Source organism: Tardiphaga sp. 37S4 (assembly GCF_021044645.1).
Lineage (GTDB): Bacteria > Pseudomonadota > Alphaproteobacteria > Rhizobiales > Xanthobacteraceae > Tardiphaga > Tardiphaga robiniae.
The window spans coordinates 4,598,120-4,619,673 of sequence record NZ_CP088008.1; the positions used below are offsets into that span (position 1 = coordinate 4,598,120).

Below are 21,554 nucleotides of genomic sequence, written 5' to 3' on the forward strand. Positions count from 1 at the left end.
TCCCTCGACCGCGTCTGCGCGCGTTACGTTGAAGCTAGCCGCAACTCTTGATAAGAGAAGTCGCTTTTCCAGTATTGATTGATAAGATTACCTCATGAATATCACCCTTCGCCAACTGGAAGCACTGGTCGCGGTCAGCCGCACAGGCTCGATGACGCGCGCAGCTCAAGAACTTCACATCACCCAGGCGGCGGTCAGCCTGCTGCTCCGCCAGCTTGAATTGCAGTTGGGCCTGCCAATGTTCGACCGCACAACACGGTCGTGTGTACCGACCGCAGCCGGACGCGACGCAGTCCGAGCCGCAGAGCGTATGTTGGGCGACGCGCTCAGCCTCACGCGTCAGATGCGCAGCCTGTCGGAAGCACGGAGCGGCACAGTCGTCTTCGTCGCATCGGCCGGTGCAGCCTCCGCGCTCATGCCGGCCGTGCTCGCGACATTCCGCACCGCTTATCCCGACGTTGATGTCATCATGCGCGATGTCGCATCCGATCAGCTCGTAAGCGCGCTGCTCGCGTCGGACGCCGAATTCGCCATCGGCAGCGTGGATGGCCCGGTGCCCGAGGTGACGTTGACGCCTCTGGTGAGAGGGCGTCTCAGCGCCATCGGCTGGCCGGGTTGCCCGATCGCAGCGATGCAAACGCTATCGTGGGATGAACTCGCGACACTGCCGACCATCGCGATGCGCCGCGACACGCTGATCCGAGCACAGATCGATCGACGGCTGGGGCGCGATGGCAAGGTGCTCATCCCGACCCACGAAGTGTCGCTCATCAACACGGCGCTTTCGATGACGGCGAAGGGCATCGGCTATGCGATCTTGCCCTCCTATATGATGCCGACCGAGCAGTACCCAGGTCTGATCGCTTTCCAGCTCGTGCGCCCGGCGATCACGCGGCAACTGTCCTGGATTCAGCAGACCGGCCGCAGCCTGTCGCCGGCAGCGCTGCAATTTCAGAAGATGACGGCGCGTGTGCTGGCCAGCGCGCATGCGACAGCCATTGCAAGGCGCGCGACGGTGTAACGCGCAATTTCGGTCCCTCTCATCATCAGCGTGGATTGGCCAACATCCATCGACGCGAAGCGTTGCCGTAATCCCACAGCAGGCCGGGTTTCTGTGTCCGGAGATGACTGGCCGTTGACACCCGGCCGCCTGTCGCGCGATGTTACATTATAACATCGGCACTGGCAGACCTCTCCGCCAGCCGATGCGGGGCGGCCTATTGGCATGAAGTGGTTTCGCACGAATATCAGACATGGGGCAAAGCTGGCGCTGTTCGCGCTGGCAGTGCAGCTCATTCTGTCATTCGGCCATGTCCATGGCGGAACGGTTCATGCGGCCCCTCTCGACTCGACCATCGCGCTCTCGGCCAGCGATGCAACGCAGACGCCGGCCGCTCCCGATACTGACCACCATCACCGCGCCGCCGATCCCTGCGCCATCTGCGCTGTCATGGCGATGGCCGGTACCGCGCTGTTTGCCGCGCCGCCGGTCCTGCTGTTGCCGCAGGCTGCCGTCCTGCTGCAGCGGATCGCCGAAGCCGAATTCGACCATCTCGACGCCATCAGCGGCGCGTCGCAGCCGCGCGGCCCTCCTGTTTCCTGACACGACCTTTGACGATCGCTGCCGCGAATTCCTCGCGAACGGCGTAACCGAAGTCAGATTCGCATCACCGCGAGTCCCGGCGCAAGCACCCGAGCGCGCGGCCGGTGAAGTCAGGACAAACCTATGTCGATTCAATTCAAGCGCGCCCTCCTGCTCGGCACATCTGCCGTGGTGGGACTGAGCTGCCTCCCGCAATCCGCGCTGGCGCAGACGCAGCTTCCCGCCGTGGAAGTCACCGCGCCAAGCCCGATCGTGCGCCGCAAGCCGGTGCCGTCACGCACCGCGCATACTCATGTCACGCGCCCCGCGCCGAACCGCAATGCTGCGCCGGTGCCCGTCGAGGCAGAGCCGGCCGTGCAGGCGCAGCAGGGCGAACTCCCGATCGTTACCGATCAGTTCGCCACCGTCACCGTGGTGCCGAATGACGAGATCCGCCGTTCCGGTGCCTCGACGCTCGGCGACCTGCTCGCCAACAAGCCTGGCATAACCGGCTCCGGCTACGCACCGGGCGCATCAAGCCGGCCGATCATCAGGGGTCTCGACGTCAATCGTGTCGGCATCGTCGAAAACGGCATTGGCAGCAACGGCGCATCCGACCTCGGCGAAGATCATTTCGTGCCGGTGGATCCGTTTGCCGCCAATCAGATCGAGGTGATCCGCGGCCCGGCGACACTGCGTTATGGCTCGCAATCGATCGGCGGCGTGGTCAGCGCGTCCAACAATCGCATTCCCGATGCGCTGCCGAACTGCGCCGTGGCGGCGCCGTTCCAGAGCTACGGCATGCCGGTGAAGGCGCCGGCCGCCGGTCTCGCGGCGCCGGGCTGCATGAATGCCGAAGTCCGCACCTCGTTCAGTTCGGTGGATCGCGGTGTTGATGGCGGCATCCTGCTCGATGCCGGCGGCGGCAATGTCGCGGTTCATGCCGATGTCTATGGACGCAAGGCCGGCGACTACAATGTGCCGAGCTATCCCTATGCCGATCCCGGCCTTGCCTTCAATGGACGTCAGCCGAACTCGGCTAACCAGTCGGCCGGCGCATCGGTCGGCGGCTCCTACTTCTTCACCGGCGGCTATATCGGCGCGGCGATCACCCAGAACAACACGACCTATCGCATTCCGGGCGTTGAAGGCGCGCAGGTCGGCACCCGTATCGCCGGCCAGCAGACCAAGTTCACGGCCAAGGGCGAATATCGCCCGGACGCCGCGGCGGTCGAAGCGATCCGCTTCTGGGTCGGCGCGACCAACTACAAGCACAACGAGATCGGCCTTGCCGACGCCAGCGACCTCTTGTCCGATGGCGTGCGCCAGACCTTCACCAACAAGGAGCAGGAAGGCCGGCTCGAAGTGCAGATGATGCCCTTCAACGCACGTTTCGCCACGATCACGTCGGCCTTCGGCCTGCAGGTCAATCATCAGGAGCTGACGGCACCGAGCCCCGATGACATCGGCAGCCCGCTCAATGGTCTGTGGGATCCGAATAAGAACACAAGGATTGCCGGCTACAGCTTCAACGAGTTCAAATTCACCGAAACCACGAAGGCGCAGATCGCCGGCCGCATCGAGCATGTCGAACTGTCAGGCACGACGCCATCGTCGATCCCGAACGAGTTCGATCTCAATGCCGATCCTGGCGCGATCGGTCCGGCGGTCGGGCGTAACCTCACCTTCACGCCGAAGAGCGGCAGCATCGGCCTGATCCAGGACCTGCCCTGGTATGGGCTCTCCGCCAGCATCACCGCGCAATATACCGAGCGCGCACCGAAGCCCGCCGAACTGTTCTCGCGCGGCGGACATGATGCGACCGAGACCTTCGACATCGGCAATCCCAATCTCGGCATCGAGACGGCGAAGTCGGTCGAACTCGGCCTGCGCCGCGCCGCCGGTCCGTTCCGCTTCGAGCTCACCGGTTACTACACGCAATATAGCGGCTTCATCTATCGCCGCCTGACCGGCAACACCTGCGGAGACGGAGTCTGCCAGGCGGGGCTTGGCCTCGAACTGAACCAGGCGATCTATTCGCAGCGTGACGCCACCTTCCGCGGCGGCGAATTCCAGAGCCAGCTCGATGTTGCGCAGATCTATGGCGGCACATGGGGTATCGAGACCCAGGCCGACATCGTGCGCGCGACCTTCAGCGACGGCACCAATGTGCCGCGCATTCCGCCGGTGCGTGCCGGCGGCGGCCTGTTCTGGCGCGATGCCAACTGGTTCGCGCGCGTGAACTTGCTGCACGCTTTCGCGCAGAACGACATCGCTGAGATCGCGGAGACGCCGACATCGGGCTACAACCTGCTGAAAGCGGAAGTGAGCTACAAGACGCTGCTCGATCCGCGCATCTACGGCGCCAAGGAAATGACCCTCGGCGTGGTCGGCAACAATCTGTTGAACGAGACCATCCGCAACGCGGTGTCCTATAACAAGGACAATGTGCTGCAGCCCGGGCTGAACGTGCGGGCATTTGCTAGTGTGAAGTTCTGATTGGTACTCGTCGTTCCGGGGCGTGCATTCAGCGCGGCTGAATGCGCGAACCCGGAACCTCATGCGGTTCTATCACTTCGAGATTCCGGGTTCGCTCGCAGCTAACGCTGCGCGCGCCCCGGAATGACGGCTTGGATCAAAAAATTACTTCGCCGCGTCCCAATCCGGCCGAACGGCGCCGGCGAGACCCGTAGCGGCGCCCTCCACCAGCTCGAGCACAAGCAACCGGTTTTGATCGACCGGACCCGGCATGGTCACATTGCCCTTAGGGATCGCCTTGAAGCCGACCCGGCGGTAATAGGGCTCGTCGCCGACCAGCACGATGAGCTTGTGCCCCTTCTTGCGCGCATCGGCGATGGCGCGGTCCAGCAGCTTGCGGCCGACGCCGCGGCTGCGGAATGGCGGCTCGACGGTCAGCGGCCCGAGCAGCAGTGCCGGCGTATCACCCACACAGATCGGCAATTGCCGGACCGAGCCGACCAGCAGCGTGCCGATCCGTGCCGTGAAAGACAGGTCGAGCAGATGACCGACATGTTCACGCAGCCGGTAGGCTGATAGCACGTAACGGCCCGGGCCGAAGGTGCGGGCGTGCAGCCGTTCGATGATCTGGGCGTCGTTGGCGGTTTCCGCCAGGATGGTCAGAGAAAGGTCATTCATGTCGGGAGGCGGGATAGCATTTGGCGGGCGCGCGGTCCATTGCCCGGGCGGACGGGATCAGACCCGCCAGGTAGCACTGATCGGCTTGCCGTCGAATATCTCGGCCAGCCGCAGCCGGGTGCCCTCGGTGGTGTCGTGAGGCAGGGCATCGAGGGCGAAGAAACCGGTTTCGGCGATTTCGCGATTGGGCTCGGGCAACCAGTCCTGCCGGAACTGCCTGACCACATAGACCGCCACATGATCGCGGATCGAGACGTGACTGTTGAGAAAGACACCATGCAGAACCGGCTCTCCCGTGAGTTCGATGCGCCCCTCTTCCCGCAGCTCCATGTCTAGCGCCTCGCGAAAGGTCTGGCCGACTTCGACGCCGCCGCCGGGTAGATACCAGCCGGTGACATAAGTGTGCCGGACTAGAAACACGCGATTGTCAGCGTCCAGCACCACGGCGCGGACGCCCAAGGTCATGCCGCGGGCGAAGCGGAAATACAGATGCACGAATTTGCGCAGGGTCGGCTCCAGCCGCTGCCGCAACGTCGGTGAGGTCATCGCGGCAAATTCCTGGCTGGCGACACGGTGGGTGCTTGCGTCATATGCCCCACCTTGCCAAAACATGCAGGGATTTCACAGGCATGAGGGCGCATTGAGCCGGCTTGTTCACATACGCGCAGGGGCAGATCGCTTCTCATGACCGCTTTCACCCTCGCCCATCTGTCCGATCCGCATGTTCCGCCGATGCCAGAGCCGCACTGGCGCGAGCTCCTGGGGCAGCGCGTGCTCGGCTATCTGAACTGGCGGCGTAACCGGCATCTGATCCACCGCCGCGATATGCTGGATGTCATCGTCAGCGACATGCAGGCGCAGCAGCCGGACCATATTGCCGTCACTGGCGATCTCGTGAATCTCGCCCTGGATGCCGAATTCCCGCGCGCGCGCCGCTGGATCGAAAGCGTCGGCACACCGGACAAGGTCTCGCTGGTACCCGGCAATCACGACGGCTATGTGCGCGGAGCACCCGAACGTTTCGCCGAGACTTTCGGCGACTATATGCGCAGTGACGGCACCCCCGATACGCGCTTTCCATTTCTGCGTATCCGCAGCCCGCTGGCTCTGATCGGCGTGTCGTCGAGTGTGCCAACCGCGCCGTTCATGGCGACGGGCTCGCTCGGCGACGCACAGCTTAGGGCGCTCAACATTATGCTTGGCGGCCTCGCCGACGCTCATCTGTTTCGCGTATTGCTGATTCATCATCCACTACGCTCAAAGCAGAAAATGAAGCGACTGACGGATTCCGAAGCGCTGCAAGCTGTGCTCAAGCGCCACGGCGTCGAACTGATCCTGCACGGCCACGACCACATTCATTCGACCATGTGGTTCGACGGCCCACAGCGGCGCATTCCCGCAATCGGCGTGCCATCGGCATCATCGGTTGCACACGGCCACAAGCCGGCAGCGGCCTACAATCTGTTCGCCATCGAACGCGACGGCGAACGCTGGCGCTGCGAGCAGACGGTGCGAGGGTTCGGGGGCAGCAATATGGTGCACGAGCTGACGCGGACGATGCTGGTGTAGCGTGACTAATGTCCGCGCACGGACACGAACAACGCGAGCGCAAATAGTCCCACGACGCCGACAATCACACCGAACACGAACGGCCAGAATCTGCTGCGCGGCTTCTTCACCGCCGTCGCTACCTCCGGCGCCGGCATTGTCACCAGCGCGTGCTCGCGCTCAATCATGCGGCGCGCGATATAGTCGGTGACCGCCTTTACGATGGTCGGAATGTCATGCGCCTCGCCCAGCACCACGCGGCCATGGCGGGTGTCCTGCACGAAGCGATACATGCGCTTGTCACGCCCCATGGCGACATGGGCGACCATGTCGATCCACAGCCGCGGCGTGTCGCCCTGGCTAATGCCCCGGTCGAACATCTCGATGCCAACAGGAATCTCGGCGAACAGCGGATCGAGCGCTTCATTGAGGATCTCCAGCCGCGCCACTTCGGCATCGCGCAACTCGACGACGACACCGGTGCGATCGGCCGCCTCGATGCGGGCCTGACGCAACGCGTCGCGCAGTCGCTGCGGCCTGACTTCCTCGACAGGCTTCGTCCCGTTACTCGCCACGCTGGACCCCTTTCTGGCTGCCTGAGCGCGCCATCCACCGGGCAGTAACCTATCAGTAACCACGAGTGCCGGAAAGGCCGTTTGTTTCCAGAGGCTTGGCCGCTAAACGCATCAATGGCCCCACCCGGTTGCCCGGATGAGGCCGCTGATATCCTTGGACGTCTTCTTATGGGCAAACCAGCGACAGGCTTGAGGCGATCCGGCGGCACTGACGCCGCTCGGGATCTCAGCCTCAGGCGACCCGTCGGTCCTAAGCGACCTGACGGCTCGGCTCTTCGACGATGGAGAAGCGGACGCCGGCACGGTGGCGATTCTCTTCCGACACGGTCTTCCAGGCTTCTTCGGCCTGCTTGCGCGTCTTGAACGGGCCCTGCACCTGGGCCGAGCCTTCAACCAGCTTGTGGAAGTTCATCGAACCGAACTCGCCGCCGATGACCCAGAAATTGCTACCGTGTGACATGTCGTGCTCCTGTTCATTCCTTAAATCGACATTCGTGACATGCGATGCATTCACCGTGTGAACAGATAACGCCATGTCAGGCAAAACCACCAGATGCCTTGTGTTTGAATGGTGATGTGATGTAACATCACGACTTGTAATTAATGTCATTTTGTCAATTTTGTCACAATCAACGACCGAGTGGCGACTCGGGGAACCAGGAATTGGCGCGGATGGCGGGCGAGTCTGGCAAGAAGCTGTTCGTGGGGCCGCGCTTCAGGCGGATCCGGCAGCAACAGGGCCTGTCCCAGACCCAGATGGCAGAGGGCCTCGGCATTTCGCCGAGCTACATCAATCTGATTGAGCGCAACCAGCGGCCGGTCACCGCGCAGTTGCTGCTGCGCCTCGCCGAGACCTATGACCTCGATCTCCGCGATCTCGCGACGGCGGATGAAGATCGCTTCTTCGCGGAGCTGAACGAGATCTTTTCCGATCCGCTGTTTCGCCAGATCGATTTGCCGAAACAGGAATTGCGCGACCTTGCCGAACTCTGTCCCGGCGTCACGCATGCGCTGCAGCGGCTCTATGCGGCTTATACCGAAGCCCGGCGCGGCGAGACCATGGTGGCGGCGCAGATGGCCGATCGCCATGAAGGCGCGCCATTCGAGGCCAATCCGATCGAGCGCGTGCGCGACCTGATCGAAGCCAACCGTAACTACTTTCCCGAACTCGAAACGGCGGCCGAGGGCCTGCGCGACGAGATCAATGTGCCGTCGCAGGATCTGTTTGCTGCCCTGAGCACACGGTTGCGCGAAAAGTATTCGATCGTCACTCGCATTATGCCGGTGGATGTGATGCGCGAGACGCTCAGACGTTTCGACCGACATCGCCGGCAGCTGCTGATCTCGGAAATGGTCGATGCGCCCGGCCGCGCCTTTCAGGTCGCATTCCAAATCGGCCTCGTCGAGTGCTCATCGCATTTCGAGACCATCATCGGCCGCGCCGGCCCGCTCGACGACACCACACGGCGGCTCTATCGCATCACGCTGGCCAACTATTTCGCAGCCGCCGCGCTAATGCCCTATGCGGCGTTTCATGCCGCCGCGGAAGCGCTGAGCTATGACGTGCAGGTGCTCGGCCAGCGTTTCAATGTCGGATTCGAGCAGATCTGTCATCGCCTCACCACACTGCAGCGGCCGAATGCGCGCGGCGTGCCGTTCTTCATGCTGCGCGTCGACAATGCCGGCAACGTCTCGAAGCGGTTTTCATCCGGCACCTTCCCGTTTTCGAAATTCGGCGGCACCTGCCCGCTGTGGAACGTGCATTCGACCTTCGACACGCCGGACCGCCTGCTGAGCCAGGTGATAGAACTCCCCGACGGCAGCCGCTACTTCTCCATCGCACAGACACTACGCCGGCCCGCAGCGCCGCATCCGCAGCCGCAACCGCGCTTCGCCATCGGCCTCGGCTGCGAGATCCGCCACGCCGGGAAGCTGGCCTATTCCGCGGGCCTCGATCTGGAGAAAATCGAAGGCACGCCGATCGGCGTCAATTGCCGGCTGTGCGAGCGCGAAAACTGCAGCCAGCGCGCGGAGCCGCCGATCACGCGCAGCCTGATCCTGGACGAGAATACGCGGCGGGTATCGTCATTTGCTTTCAGCAATGCGCGGGAACTATAATTGCAAGGTCTTCCCGATCGCCCCTAACATTGAGGCCATTGATGACGTTGCTGGTCCGGGAAATGCTGCCGTCCGAAGCTCACGTCGTCAGCACCTATTTCCACAACGCCACGCCGGAATTCCTGGAAGCGATGGGCGTCGATCCAACGAGGATGCCGCCGGCGCTGATCTGGCAGGAGCGTATCGGCCAACAATATGCCCTCCCGCCGGAACGCCGCGCCGCCGTTGTTGCGCTGTGGCTAATGGATGATCAGCCCATCGGATTTTCCAGTTGTGACAAGATTGTCTACGGCGAAAGCGCCACCATGCATCTTCACGTGCTGCACCCGGACAGACGACAAACCGGAATCGGTACAGAATGCGTTCGCCGAAGCGCGGCGATCTATTTCGATATGCTGAAGCTCAAATCGTTGTTCTGCGAGCCGAATGCCTTCAATGTTGGACCGAATCGAACCTTGCAAAAAGCCGGCTTCAAGTATGTGAAGACCCACATGACAGTGCCCGGACCGTTGAATTTTCATCAGGCCGTGACACGGTGGGTCCTCGAGCGCTGATGCTTGTATGACATGTCATGGCCGGGCTTGACCCGGCCATCCATCTTGAATGTTAGTGTGGGAGAAAGATGGATGCCTGGATCAAGTCCGGGTACGACAGCGGAGAGGTCTGGTTCATGCTGCGAATGTCTGTGCGATTCACAATTCTCGTTGCAGCATCTGCCCTTATCTCCTTCACCTCCCCCGCCTCCGCGCAGCGCGCAGCGTCCTGTCATGGCGGCCAGAGCTTCGATCAATTCCTTGCCGGGCTGAAACAGCAGGCTGTCGCTAGCGGGGTATCGCAGCGCGCGATGGCGGAAGCGGCGCCCTACCTCGTCTACGACCAGGGCATCGTCAACCGCGACCGTGGACAGCGCGTATTCGGGCAGTTGTTCACGCAATTCGCCGGACGCATGGCGGCGGATTACCGGATGCAGAACGGGCAGCTCAAGATCAAGCAGAACGCCGCAGCCTTTGCGCGTGCAGAGAAGGAGTATGGCGTGCCGCCCGCCGTCATCGCAGCGTTCTGGGCGCTGGAGAGCGACTTCGGCGTGCAGATGGGCAATTTGCAGACGCTGCGCTCGCTGGTGTCGCTGGCCTATGACTGCCGGCGCTCGAAGATGTTTCAGGACGAGACCATCGCCGCGCTGAAGATCATCGATCGCGGCGACCTTTCGCCGGCCGAGATGATCGGCTCATGGGCCGGCGAACTCGGCCAGACGCAGTTTCTGCCGACGCATTACTTCAACTATGCCGTCGACTATGACGGCGACGGTCATCGCAATTTGCTGCGCAGCCCCGCCGACGTGATCGGCTCAACCGCGCACTACATTTCCACCGGTTTGAAATGGCGGCGCGGCGAGCCATGGCTGCAGGAGGTGCGGGTCACCGACAACGTGCCGTGGGATCAGGCCGATCTCACTATCCAACTGCCCCGCGCGAAATGGGCGTCATTCGGCGTCAGCTATCCCGACGGACGGCCACTGCCGAATGACAGCATGCCGGCATCGCTGCTGCTGCCGATGGGCCGGCACGGCCCCGCCTTCCTCGCTTACGCGAATTTCGCCGCCTATACCGAATGGAATAATTCGCTGATCTATTCGACGACAGCAGCCTATCTCGCCACCCGCATCAATGGCGCCTCCAAGATGCGGCAGCCCTCCGCCCCTGTCGCGCAGCTGTCACATCCTGAACTCCGCGAACTGCAGCAACTGCTGGTGAAGCGCGGCTTCAATGTCGGTAAGATCGACGGCATTCTCGGCCAGCAGAGCCGCACCGCGGTGAAGGCCATGCAGGTCAAGTTCGGCCTGCCCGCGGACTCCTGGCCGACGGCCGAATTGCTCACAGCATTGAAATCCGGGGGATAAAGCGAAGCGAAGAATCGGTATCCCCTTATCGGGATAAGCCTCGAAATTTCTTCTCTTTTGTGAGGCCGGGCGGTTGAAATCAGCCAACCGCGCCCCAACTCCATGCAACAGCATCTTTCTCGACCTGCCGCGCTGTGCCTCGAAACGCATCACAAAAGAGCATCCTCATGCCGTTCTATGATTCCGTCGTGCCTGCCTATCTGCAGATGCTGGGCAGTCTGTCCGCTGGACTGAAAAAGGCCGAAACCTATGCTGCCGCAAAGAAGATCGAGCCCGCCGTCCTGCTCGGCACGCGACTTTTCCCGGACATGCTGCCGCTGAGCCGGCAGGTCCAGCTCTCCTGCGATTTCGCCACCAAGGGCAGCGCGCGCCTGTCCGGCAGCGAAGTGCCGGCGGTGCCGGATACCGAAACGACCTTCGATGAATTGCAGCAGCGAATCGGCAGGACCGTCGATTACCTGAAGAACTACAAGCCCGCCCAATTCGACGGCGGCGAGACCCGGGAGATCACCTTCCCCACCGGCCCCGGCAAGACCACCACCATGTCCGGCCAGCAATTCCTCACCAGCTTCTCGCTACCGAGCTTCTATTTCCACATCACCACTGCCCACGGCATCCTGCGGATGTGCGGCATCGATGTCGGCAAGCGCGACTTCCTCGGCGCGCAGTAAGCCGCGCCATCACCGCAGGATATTCGGCTGCTGGCCGACCGATAGAGAGATCATGATCATTCAATCCGTCATCGCCACGATCGTTTTATCCTGAACCAACGACATGCAGCGCAGCGGTATTGCCAATGCGCTGCATGATGCCCAATTCGATTTCACCTTTCATCGACTGGATCATTCATCATGAGCACGTCCAAACTCTTCGAACCCTACAAGCTTGGTGCAAACACGCTGACCAATCGCACGGTGATGGCGCCGCTGACGCGCAATCGCGCATTGCCGGGCAACGTGCCGAACCCGCTGGCGATCGAATATTATAGCCAGCGTGCCAGCGCCGGCCTTCTGGTAACCGAAGGCACACCCGTCTCGCAGCAGGGCCAGGGCTATCAGGACGTCCCGGGCATCTACACCAAGGAGCAGATCGCTGGCTGGAAGAAGGTGACCGAGGCCGTGCATGCCAAGGGCGGTCACATCTATATGCAGATCTGGCACGTCGGCCGCATCTCGCATGTCAGCCTGCAGCCGAATGGCGGCGCGCCGGTGGCCCCTTCGGCGATCCGCGCCAACACCAAGACCTTCGTCAACAACACCTTCACCGACGTCTCGGAACCCCGCGCGCTGGAGCTGGGTGAAATTCAAGGCGTCGTCGACAGTTTCGCACGCGGCGCTGCCAATGCGATCGAAGCCGGTTTCGATGGCGTGGAGATCCATGGCGCCAATGGTTATCTGCTTGAGCAATTCGCGCGTGACAGCACCAACAAGCGCACCGACGCTTACGGCGGCTCGCTCGAGAACCGCGCCAAACTGATGCTGGAAGTGGCCACGGCAGTTGCCAAGGAAATCGGCGGCGACAGAACCGGTATCCGCATCTCGCCGGTGACGCCGGCCAACGATGCCGCCGCCGACAAGCAGGCCCAAAAGCTGTTCGACTACATCACCGACGGGCTCAGCGCCGAGAAGCTCGTCTATCTGCATGTCGTCGAAGGCGCGACCGGCGGTCCGCGCGACGTCGCACCGTTCGACTATGCCAGCCTGCGCAAGCGCTTCAAGGGCACATATATCGCCAATAACGGATTCGATCTCGCGCTGGCCAACAAGGTGCTCGCGGCCGATGCCGCCGACCTGATCGCCTTCGGCAAGCCGTTCATCTCGAATCCGGATCTGGTCGAGCGCCTGAAGATCGGCGCACCACTCAACGATGCCGACAAGGCGACGTTCTATGGCGGCGGCGCCAAGGGCTACACGGATTACCCGGTGCTGGGCGCGAAGCAGGCAGCGGAGTAAGTACGCCGTCATTCCGGGGCGCACACGCATCTTTGCGGGCGCGACCCCGGAATGACAGCAAGAGAAAAGGCCGGGATCGCTCCCGGCCTTTTTTGTTGTTCAGAAAGTTCGCCTTAGTTCGACGCGCGCTTCTGCGGCGGGGTCGCAGGCCACGACTTGATCAGGGTGTCGTAGTCCACCGTCTCGCCCTTCGGCTTCTCGTTCGCCAGCTTGCGCTGGGGTGCGATGTTGCCGTCCTTGGCAGACTTCGCATACCAGAACTCGGCGGTTTCCTTCTTGTTCAGCTTCGGTCCGCATTCGCCCTGAACCTTGGATCGTTCAAGACGTTCGAGCACCGAATCCTGAGCTGCGGCCAGCGAGTCCATCGCCTGCTGCGGGGTCTTCGCACCCGACGACGCATCGCCGATGTTCTGCCACCACAGCTGTGCCAGCTTCGGATAATCCGGGATGTTGTTACCGGTCGGCGACCATTGCACGCGGGCTGGCGAGCGATAGAACTCGACCAGACCGCCGAGCTTCGGCGCACGTTCGGTGAACGACTTGTCCCAGATATCGCTCTCACGGATGAAGGTGAGACCGACATGGCTCTTCTTCAGTGACACCGTCTTCGAGGTGATGAACTGCAGATAGAGCCAGGCCGCCTTGCGGCGATCGGCCGGCGTCGACTTGAGCAGCGTGCCCGAACCGACGTCCTGATAGCCGAGCTTCATGCCTTCCTTCCAGTACGAGCCATGCGGCGACGGGGCCATGCGCCACTTCGGCGTACCGTCGGCATTCATGACCGCAAGACCCGGCTTCACCATGTCGGCGGTGAAGGCGGTGTACCAGAACATCTGCTGGGCTATATTGCCCTGCGCCGGCACCGGCCCCGACTCCGAGAAGGTCATGCCTTGCGCCTGCGGCGGGGCATACTTCTTCATCCAGTCGAGGTATTTCGCGATCGAGTAGACCGCTGCCGGACCGTTGGTATCGCCGCCGCGCTCGACGGAGGAGCCGACCGGACGACAGCCTTCCATGCGAATGCCCCATTCATCGACGGGCAAACCGTTCGGAAGACCCCTGTCGCCATTGCCGGCCATCGATAGCCAGGCGTCGGTGAAGCGCCAGCCGAGCGACGGATCCTTCTTGCCGTAGTCCATGTGGCCATAGACCTTGACGCCGTTGATCTCCTTGATGTCGTTGGTGAAGAACTCGGCAATATCTTCATAGGCCGACCAGTTCACGGGCACGCCGAGATCGTAGCCATACTTGGCCTTGAACTTGGCCTTGTAGTCGGGATTGGTGAACCAGTCGTACCGGAACCAGTAAAGGTTGGCGAACTGCTGGTCGGGCAGTTGATACATCTTCTTGTCCGGCGCGGTGGTGAAGGACGTTCCAATGAAGTCCTTGACGTCGAGCGTCGGGCTAGTGACGTCCTTGCCTTCTGCGGTCATGTAGTCCGACAGCGCGATGGTCTGGCCGTAGCGGAAATGCGTGCCGATCAGATCGGAGTCGTTGATCCAGCCGTCATAGACGTTCTTGCCGGACTGCATCTGGGTCTGCAGCTTCTCGACCACGTCGCCTTCCTGGATCAGGTCGTGCTTCAGCTTGATGCCCGTGATCTCGGAGAATGCCTTGGCCAGCGTGCGCGATTCATATTCGTGCGTGGTGATGGTTTCGGAGACGATATTGATCTCCATGCCTTTGAACGGCTGCGCGGCCTTCTCGTACCACTGCAGTTCTTTCAGCTGCTCTGCCTTCGACAGCGTCGATGGCTGGAATTCGCTGTCGATCCACTTCTGAATGGTGGCGTCGTCGGCCTTGGCCGGTGCGGCGAGCAACGCAGTCGCCGTGATCAACGCAGCAGCGCTGGTCATCGTGATATGGCGCGTCGGGCGACGTGCCTGTGTCGTCAGGTGCCTCATAGCTTCCTCCCTCACTTCTGTTTCAGGCCCGGGTTCATCCCGGGACTGCAGTCCATGCCGGTCAGACGGTGCGAAAAATTGCCACCGCCGAGACCAGCGAAATCAATGTCGCGAACCACAGATTCGAGATTTCAACTCCCTCCTCGCCGATCGGCAGCGTCGCGATCGGGTCGGAACCGACGAAGCCGATCCACAACAGGTGGATGACGGCCGCCGCGATCAGCGACAGGAACAGCCGGTCGCCGCGCGTGGTAGGAATGCGCAGGATGCCGATGCGTTCGGCTTCGGGATAGGCGACTGCGAGCCAAGTCATGGTGCCCAGCGTGAGTGCCAGCAGGCCGAAGAAGATCGCCGTCGGCGGCGTCCAGGCCATCCATGCGATGTTTTCCATGACGACCTCCTAGACCCGGCCAAGCGCGAAACCGCGCGCGATGTAATTGCGGACGAACCAGATGACGAGGGCACCGGGGATGATGGTCAGCACGCCGGCGGCGGCGAGCAGGCCCCAATCCATACCAGAGGCCGACACGGTACGCGTCATGACCGCGGAAATCGGCTTGGCATTCACCGAGGTCAGCGTGCGCGCCAGCAGCAGTTCGACCCAGGAGAACATAAAGCAGAAGAAGGCAGCGACGCCGATGCCCGACGCGATCAACGGCACGAGAATCTTCACGAAGAACTTCGGGAATGAGTAGCCATCGAGAAATGCCGTCTCGTCGATCTCGCGCGGCACGCCGGACACGAAGCCTTCGAGGATCCATACTGCGAGCGGCACGTTGAACAGGCAATGCGCCAGCGCCACGGCCCATGGCGTGTCGAACAGGCCGATGGCCGAATAGAGATTGAAGAATGGCAGCGCGAATACGGCGGGCGGCGCCATCCGGTTCGACAGCAGCCAGAAGAACAGGTGCTTGTCGCCGAGGAAACGATAGCGCGAGAACGCGTAAGCCGCCGGGAGGGCAAAGGAGATCGACAGGACGGTGTTGATGATGACGTATTTCAGTGAATTGATATAACCGGAATACCAGCTCTCATCGGTGAAGATGCGTGTGTAATTCTCCAGCGTCGGCTGGTGCGGCCACAGCGTCATGGTCGAGACGATCTCGCCATTGGTCTTGAAGCTCATATTGACGAGCCAGTAGATCGGCAACAGCAGGAATACCAAAAATAGCAACAGGATAATGCGGCGTCCAGGGATCGTATGCATCAGACCGCTCCCTCGCGCTTGGTGTGATCGACGCCGGCATTAGTCATCACGGTGTAGAATATCCAGCACACGATCAGCACGATGATGTTGTAGACCAGCGACAGGGCCGCGGCCTTGCCGAGATCGAACTGGCCGAGCGCGATCTTGACAAGCTCGATGGAGACGAAGGTGGTCGAATTGCCGGGCCCGCCACCGGTGACCACGAAGGGCTCGGTATAGATCATGAAACTATCCATGAAACGCAACAGCACGCCGATCAGCAACACGCGATTGAGCTTGGGTAGCTGGATAGTTCGGAAAACTGCCCAGCGCGAAGCGCCATCGATCTGTGCCGCCTGATAATAAGCGTCGGGAATCGACTTCAAGCCGGCATAGCACAGCAGCGCGACGAGGCTGGTCCAGTGCCAGACATCCATCACGATGACAGTCGCCCAGGCGTCGAACTCGTTCGACACATAGTTATAGTCGATGCCCATGTGATTGAGCGTGTAGCCGAGCAGGCCGATATCGGGACGGCCGAAAATCTGCCAGATGGTGCCGACCACGTTCCATGGAATCAAAAGCGGCAGCGCGAGGATCACGAGGCAGGCTGCGACGCGCCAGCCGTCACGCGGCATCGACAACGCGACCAGAATGCCGAGCGGCACTTCGATGGCGAGGATGATCGCGGAGAAAGCCAAATTGCGCAGCAGGGACGCGTAGAAGCGCCCGCCGAGATCGCTGGACGGATCAAGCAGCTCCTTGAACCAGCCGACGCCGTTCCAGAAGAACTGGTTGTTGCCGAAGGTGTCTTGCACCGAATAGTTCACGACCGTCATCAGCGGCAGCACCGCGGAGAACGCCACGATGAGAAACACCGGCAGGACGAGGAACCAGGCTTTTTGATTGACGGTCTTGTCCATCATGCAACCCCTTCGACAAGGCGGCTGTCAGCATAAACGTGCACCCGGCTGGGATCGAACACCAGCCCGACATCGCTCCCCGCAATAGAAAATCCCTGAGGGACGCGCGCGGCGAACTTGACGCCGCCGATGCGGACGCGCGCGAAACTGATGCGACCAAGATCGTCGACCCGCTCGACCTGCGCCAACAGCAAGCCCGGCGCGGGCGTCGCAACATGGACAAATTCGGGGCGAACGCCGATTTCGATTGTCGCGCCCGCTGGCAACTTGTCGTAACTGCGCTGCAGCGCGATCACGTGCCCGCCGATACGCGCCTCGCGGCCGCTGACTTCGGCCGGCACGATATTCATGCCGGGCGAGCCGATGAAATAGCCGACAAATGTATGCGCCGGCTTGTCGAACAGCTCCTGCGGCGTGCCGGACTGCACGACGCGCCCGTCATGCATCACCACCACCGTATCGGCAAAAGTCAGCGCCTCGGTCTGGTCGTGGGTCACGTAGATCATGGTCAGGTCAAGCGCGCGGTGCAGCGCCTTGAGTTTCGAGCGCAATTCCCATTTCAGTGCGGGATCGATCACCGTCAGTGGTTCGTCGAACAGCACCGCAGCAACGTCGGAACGCACGAGGCCGCGGCCGAGCGAGATCTTCTGCTTGGCATCGGGCGTTAGCCGCGTTGCCTTGCGGCCCAGATAGGGCGTGAGATCGAGGAGTTCGCCGATCTCGGCGACACGTGCATCGATCTGCGCTTTCGGCACGCCGCGATTCTTCAGCGGAAAAGCGAGATTCTCGCCGACCGTCATGGTGTCGTAGATGACCGGGAACTGGAACACCTGCGCGATGTTCCGCTTCTGGGTCGACAGCGGCGTGATGTCCTTACCGTCGAACAGGATCTGGCCGCGCGTCGGCGTCACGATGCCGGAGATCAAATTGAGCAGCGTGGTCTTGCCGCAACCGGATGGGCCGAGCAGCGCATAGGCGCCGCCCTGCCGCCAGGTCATGGAGATCGGCTTGAGGGCAAAGCTCTCCAGATCGGCATCGGCGCCGCTGTAGGACTGCGCGAGATCGACGAGATCGATGCGGGCCATATTACGCTCCCTGCGTGCTGTTGGGAGCGGCAACCAGACGGTCGCTGCCATCGAAGACGAACAGATTGGCGGGATCGAGCACGGCGTCGAGCATGTGGCCGGGCAGGAATTCATGCACGCCCTGCAGCACCGCAACCCAGTTCGACGCGTCGCGCTTCAGATGGACGAAGCTTTCCGACCCGGTAATTTCGGTCACGGTCACTTCCGCGGGAAATGCATGCCGTCCGGCGAGACCACTGGCAACTTCGAGCTGATGCGCGCGGAAGCCAACGCGATAGCTGCCGTCGGCGAGGTTTGCGTAGAGCCCGCTGGCGGGCGCCGTCGCGCCACCGGCATAATGCACATTGCCATTCTTCTTCTCGATCACCACCAGATTAAGCGGCGGATCTGAGAACACTTCGGCGGCCTTGAGAGTCTCGGGGTGGCGATAGACTTTGGAAGTCTGGCCGACCTGCAAAACCTGGCCTTCCCACAGGCACACGGTGCTGCCGCCTAACAAAAGCGCTTCGGAGGGCTCCGTCGTCGCATAGACAAAGATCGCGCCGGAGGCCTCGAATATCTTCGGCAGTTCGGTGCGCAATTCCTCGCGGAGCTTGTAGTCGAGATTGGCGAGCGGCTCGTCGAGCAGCACGAGATCGGCACCCTTGACCAGCGCGCGGGCAATGGCGGTGCGCTGCTGCTGGCCACCAGAGAGCTGCAGCGGCGTGCGCTTCAGATAGGGCTCAAGCTTGAGCAAAGCCGCGGCTTCGTGCACGCGGGTTTCAATCTCGGCTTTCGGCTTGCCCTGCACGCGCAGCGGCGAGGCGATATTCTCATAGACCGTCAGCGAAGGGTAATTGATGAACTGCTGATAGACCATCGCCACCGAGCGCTTGCGGATATCAACGCCGGTGACGTCCTTGCCATCGACCAGCACACGGCCTTGGGTCGGCTTATCGAGCCCGGCCAGCAGCCGCATGATCGAGGTCTTGCCGGCCAATGTCGGCCCGAGCAGCACGTTCAGTGTGCCCCTTTCCAGCGTCAGCGACACGTCACGGATCGTCGTGACGCCATCGACCATCTGCGAGACGTGATCCAGTGCGACGCTCATGATCGCGCCCCCGCTTCACGCATCGGATTGGCGGGCTGCGCGCGATTGGCTTGCAGCCATTGATCGAGTGCCGCGATCTCTTCCTTCAACAGGCGCAAGCCGAGCTTCGAGCGACGCCAGACGATATCCTCGGCGCTGACGGCCCATTCATGCGCTATGAGATAACGTACTTCGCGCTCGGTCAGCGTTGCCCCAAAGGCCTGACCGAGATCGGCCGGCGATTTCGCGGTGCCCAGCATCTTTGCGGCGCGCGTGCCATAGGCGTGTGCCAGGCGGTTGGCATGGGCCGGCGTCAGGAACGGATAGTCGCGCAACAATTCGGCGATCAGCGCATCGACCGCGGAGACATCGAAATCACCGCCAGGCAGCGTGGCATGGGCCGTCCAGCCTTCCCTGGCCTTGGTGCCCTTCAGATACGGCGCAAGCTTCTGCAAGGCTTCTTCGGCGAGACGACGATAGGTCGTGATCTTGCCACCATAAATCGACAGCAGCGGCAGGCCGCCGGGCAGATCGAGCTCGAACACATAGTCGCGCGTCGCCGCCTTGGCCTCGTTGGCGCCGTCGTCATAGAGCGGGCGCACGCCGGAATAGGTCCACACCACGTCTTCGGCCAGCACGGGCCTGGCGAGATATTCGCTGACCGACTTGCAGAGATAATTGATCTCGTCGGCAGAGATTTTCACATCGGCGGGATCGCCGTCATAATCGATATCGGTGGTACCGATCAGGGTGAAATCGTCCTGATAGGGAATCGCAAACACGATACGACCATCGGCATTCTGGAAGATGTAGGCACGGTCGTGGTTGTAAAGTTTCGGCACCACGATATGCGAGCCCTGCACGAGGCGGACTTTCGCCTTCGCATTAACGCCGGCACCGACCGCCAGAACATTCTCGACCCACGGACCACCGGCATTGACCAGCGTGCGCGCGCTGATGGTCGAGCGGTCGCCCGTCGCCTTATCCTGCACCGTGACCTGCCACATCCCGTCGGCCTGCCTGATCTCGGTTGCGCGCGTGCGCGTGCGGATCTCAGCGCCCCGGTCGGCGGCATCACGCGCGGTGAGCACGACAAGGCGCGCATCATCGACCGAGCAGTCGGAATATTCAAAGCCACGCTTGAACCGGCCGGGCGCCAGCGGCTTGCCGGTCTCGTCGCGGGTGAGATCGAGTGTGCGCGTCGGGGGCAGAAGTTTACGGCCGCCGATATGGTCGTAGAGGAACAAGCCCAAGCGCAGCAGCCAGGCGGGCCGCAGACCGGCGTGATGCGGCAGCACGAAACGCAAGGGGCGGATGATATGCGGCGCGATCTGCCAGAGAACTTCGCGTTCCAGCAACGCGTGGCGCACCAGTTTGAAATCGTAATATTCGAGGTAGCGCAACCCGCCATGGATCAGCTTGGTCGACCAGGACGAGGTGCCGCTGGCCAGATCGTTCATCTCGCAAAGGAACACGGAATTGCCGCGGCCGACGGCGTCGCGGGCGATGCCGCAGCCGTTCACACCACCACCAATGATTGCGAGGTCGTAGATCTGACCCACCCCGTCTCCCCTCCTGCGCCACTTGTCTGGCGCCTTCCTTCGGACGCGCCATCTTCGCTTTCAGCGATTTGGCTTTCGTTTTCGATTAAACCACAACCTAAAACGAAAGCAACTGGCGTTTTCGGGGTCTGAACAGGCTCTAAAGCGGGGTCGGCTCGGGTTCCAGGTCGTCCGCATCGTCGGCGGAGCCCGGCAGGGCGGCGATCACTTGAACGCCCCGGCTCCGGCAGATCTCCTGCAAGGAGGGCGGCAGCGGGACGTCGGTCACGAAGGTCTGTATCTGGCTGATATGGGCGATGCGCACGGCCGCCGAGCGCCGCAGCTTGGTCGAATCGCAGACCAGCATGACACTGCGGGCATTGGCGATGATCGCCTGCGCCGCCTGCACCTCGCGATAGTCGAAGTCGAGCAGCGCGCCCTCCTCGTCGATCGCGGAGGCACCGATGATGGCGTAATCGACCTTGAATTGGCCGATCAGCTTGATCGCCGTGGAGCCGATCACCGCACCATCCGAGCGACGCACGGTACCGCCGGCGACAATTACCTCGATATGCGGGTGACGATAAAGCATCATCGCCACATTGAGATTGTTGGTGATGACCAGCAGGTTTTCGTGATTGGTCAGGGCGCTCGCGACTTCTTCCGTGGTGGTCCCGATATTGATGAACAGCGACGAGCCATTGGGAATCTGCGCCGCGGCAGCAACACCAATCGCCTTCTTTTCCTCGGCGGCCACGAATCGCCGCGCTTCATAAGCGAGGTTTTCCACGCCCGACGCGACGATGGCGCCGCCGTGGATACGCGTCAGCAGGCGCTGGTCGCAGAGATCGTTGAGATCCTTGCGGATGGTCTGTGCGGACACCTCGAAGCGGCGCACGAGATCGTCGACCATCACGCGGCCAAAGGCGCGCGCGTGATTCAGGATTTCGGATTGGCGATGGGTCAGGCCAGCAGTCACAACAACACCTCAGATGGAGTGTTTCCATCGTGCGGG

General features: G+C 61.9%; 21 protein-coding genes. 9 read left to right on the top strand and 12 right to left on the bottom strand.

The window, feature by feature from the left end:
* Positions 1–94 precede the first annotated feature (94 nt).
* The 3 genes from LPB73_RS21880 to LPB73_RS21890 all read left to right on the top strand — a co-directional run bounded on the left by LPB73_RS21880 (position 95) and on the right by LPB73_RS21890 (position 4,081).
* Positions 95–1,021: a LysR family transcriptional regulator gene (locus LPB73_RS21880; protein ID WP_231078161.1), complete on the top strand. Its 927-nt coding sequence runs from the start codon at positions 95–97 to the stop codon at positions 1,019–1,021.
* A gap of 204 nt (positions 1,022–1,225) precedes the next feature.
* Positions 1,226–1,603, top strand: coding sequence for a DUF2946 family protein (locus LPB73_RS21885; protein WP_231078162.1), 378 nt, complete (start codon positions 1,226–1,228; stop codon positions 1,601–1,603).
* A gap of 123 nt (positions 1,604–1,726) precedes the next feature.
* Positions 1,727–4,081 carry a TonB-dependent receptor gene (locus tag LPB73_RS21890; RefSeq protein ID WP_093759620.1) on the top strand — a complete coding sequence of 785 codons (2,355 nt, stop codon included), beginning with the start codon at positions 1,727–1,729 and terminating at the stop codon, positions 4,079–4,081.
* A 144-nt stretch (positions 4,082–4,225) separates the two neighbouring features.
* On the opposite strand, the gene LPB73_RS21895 is transcribed toward LPB73_RS21890, so the two are convergent.
* Positions 4,226–4,738 carry a GNAT family N-acetyltransferase gene (locus tag LPB73_RS21895; RefSeq protein WP_093759621.1) on the bottom strand — a complete coding sequence of 171 codons (513 nt, stop codon included), beginning with the start codon at positions 4,736–4,738 and terminating at the stop codon, positions 4,226–4,228.
* A gap of 57 nt (positions 4,739–4,795) precedes the next feature.
* Positions 4,796–5,284 (bottom strand): NUDIX domain-containing protein, encoded by a 489-nt coding sequence (locus tag LPB73_RS21900; protein WP_093760065.1) that lies wholly within the window; start codon positions 5,282–5,284, stop codon positions 4,796–4,798.
* Positions 5,285–5,422: 138 nt separating this feature from the next.
* Between LPB73_RS21900 and LPB73_RS21905 the strand changes: the two genes are divergently transcribed.
* Entirely contained in the window at positions 5,423–6,307 is an 885-nt protein-coding gene (locus tag LPB73_RS21905; protein WP_120288346.1) for a metallophosphoesterase family protein, read from the top strand.
* Between the two features lie 5 nt (positions 6,308–6,312).
* Here the strand turns inward: LPB73_RS21905 and LPB73_RS21910 are convergent, their stop codons facing one another.
* Together LPB73_RS21910 and LPB73_RS21915 are read right to left on the bottom strand one after the other, a co-directional pair.
* Positions 6,313–6,861, bottom strand: coding sequence for a hypothetical protein (locus LPB73_RS21910; RefSeq protein ID WP_120288345.1), 549 nt, complete (start codon positions 6,859–6,861; stop codon positions 6,313–6,315).
* Between the two features lie 250 nt (positions 6,862–7,111).
* A complete protein-coding gene (locus tag LPB73_RS21915) occupies positions 7,112–7,321 on the bottom strand; it encodes a DUF4170 domain-containing protein (protein ID WP_068733054.1) in 210 nt (69 codons plus the stop codon).
* A gap of 212 nt (positions 7,322–7,533) precedes the next feature.
* On the opposite strand from LPB73_RS21915, the gene LPB73_RS21920 reads away from it, so the two are divergent.
* The 5 genes from LPB73_RS21920 (at position 7,534) to LPB73_RS21940 (ending at position 12,831) form a co-directional block, all read left to right on the top strand.
* A complete protein-coding gene (locus LPB73_RS21920) occupies positions 7,534–8,979 on the top strand; it encodes a helix-turn-helix domain-containing protein (RefSeq protein ID WP_231078163.1) in 1,446 nt (481 codons plus the stop codon).
* Between the two features lie 41 nt (positions 8,980–9,020).
* Positions 9,021–9,533 carry a GNAT family N-acetyltransferase gene (locus LPB73_RS21925; protein ID WP_231078164.1) on the top strand — a complete coding sequence of 171 codons (513 nt, stop codon included), beginning with the start codon at positions 9,021–9,023 and terminating at the stop codon, positions 9,531–9,533.
* Positions 9,534–9,649: 116 nt separating this feature from the next.
* The gene (locus LPB73_RS21930; protein WP_414716815.1) at positions 9,650–10,879 is read left to right on the top strand and encodes a lytic murein transglycosylase; all 1,230 of its coding nucleotides are present in this window, start codon (positions 9,650–9,652) and stop codon (positions 10,877–10,879) included.
* 167 nt (positions 10,880–11,046) lie between these two features.
* The gene (locus LPB73_RS21935) at positions 11,047–11,550 is read left to right on the top strand and encodes a DUF1993 domain-containing protein (protein ID WP_184513332.1); all 504 of its coding nucleotides are present in this window, start codon (positions 11,047–11,049) and stop codon (positions 11,548–11,550) included.
* 180 nt (positions 11,551–11,730) lie between these two features.
* Entirely contained in the window at positions 11,731–12,831 is a 1,101-nt protein-coding gene (locus LPB73_RS21940) for an alkene reductase (protein ID WP_231078165.1), read from the top strand.
* Between the two features lie 113 nt (positions 12,832–12,944).
* Here the strand turns inward: LPB73_RS21940 and LPB73_RS21945 are convergent, their stop codons facing one another.
* The 8 genes from LPB73_RS21945 to LPB73_RS21980 form a co-directional block, all read right to left on the bottom strand.
* A complete protein-coding gene (locus tag LPB73_RS21945) occupies positions 12,945–14,735 on the bottom strand; it encodes an ABC transporter substrate-binding protein (RefSeq protein ID WP_231078166.1) in 1,791 nt (596 codons plus the stop codon).
* A 61-nt stretch (positions 14,736–14,796) separates the two neighbouring features.
* Positions 14,797–15,126 (bottom strand): DUF2160 domain-containing protein, encoded by a 330-nt coding sequence (locus LPB73_RS21950; protein ID WP_093759628.1) that lies wholly within the window; start codon positions 15,124–15,126, stop codon positions 14,797–14,799.
* 9 nt (positions 15,127–15,135) lie between these two features.
* Positions 15,136–15,942: a carbohydrate ABC transporter permease gene (locus tag LPB73_RS21955; RefSeq protein ID WP_093759629.1), complete on the bottom strand. Its 807-nt coding sequence runs from the start codon at positions 15,940–15,942 to the stop codon at positions 15,136–15,138.
* Positions 15,942–16,844, bottom strand: a complete 903-nt coding sequence (locus LPB73_RS21960; RefSeq protein ID WP_231081219.1) for a carbohydrate ABC transporter permease — start codon at positions 16,842–16,844, stop codon at positions 15,942–15,944. The genes LPB73_RS21955 and LPB73_RS21960 overlap by 1 nt, the downstream gene beginning before the upstream one ends.
* Entirely contained in the window at positions 16,844–17,929 is a 1,086-nt protein-coding gene (locus LPB73_RS21965; protein WP_231078167.1) for an ABC transporter ATP-binding protein, read from the bottom strand. Before LPB73_RS21965 ends, LPB73_RS21960 begins: the two co-directional genes overlap by 1 nt.
* Position 17,930: 1 nt before the next feature.
* Entirely contained in the window at positions 17,931–19,019 is a 1,089-nt protein-coding gene (locus LPB73_RS21970) for an ABC transporter ATP-binding protein (protein ID WP_231078168.1), read from the bottom strand.
* A complete protein-coding gene (gene glpD / locus LPB73_RS21975; protein WP_231078169.1) occupies positions 19,016–20,560 on the bottom strand; it encodes a glycerol-3-phosphate dehydrogenase in 1,545 nt (514 codons plus the stop codon). Before glpD ends, LPB73_RS21970 begins: the two co-directional genes overlap by 4 nt.
* Before the next feature lie 139 nt (positions 20,561–20,699).
* Complete coding sequence (locus LPB73_RS21980) at positions 20,700–21,518, bottom strand: DeoR/GlpR family DNA-binding transcription regulator (protein ID WP_231078170.1); 819 nt, start codon at positions 21,516–21,518, stop codon at positions 20,700–20,702.
* Positions 21,519–21,554: the final 36 nt, after the last annotated feature.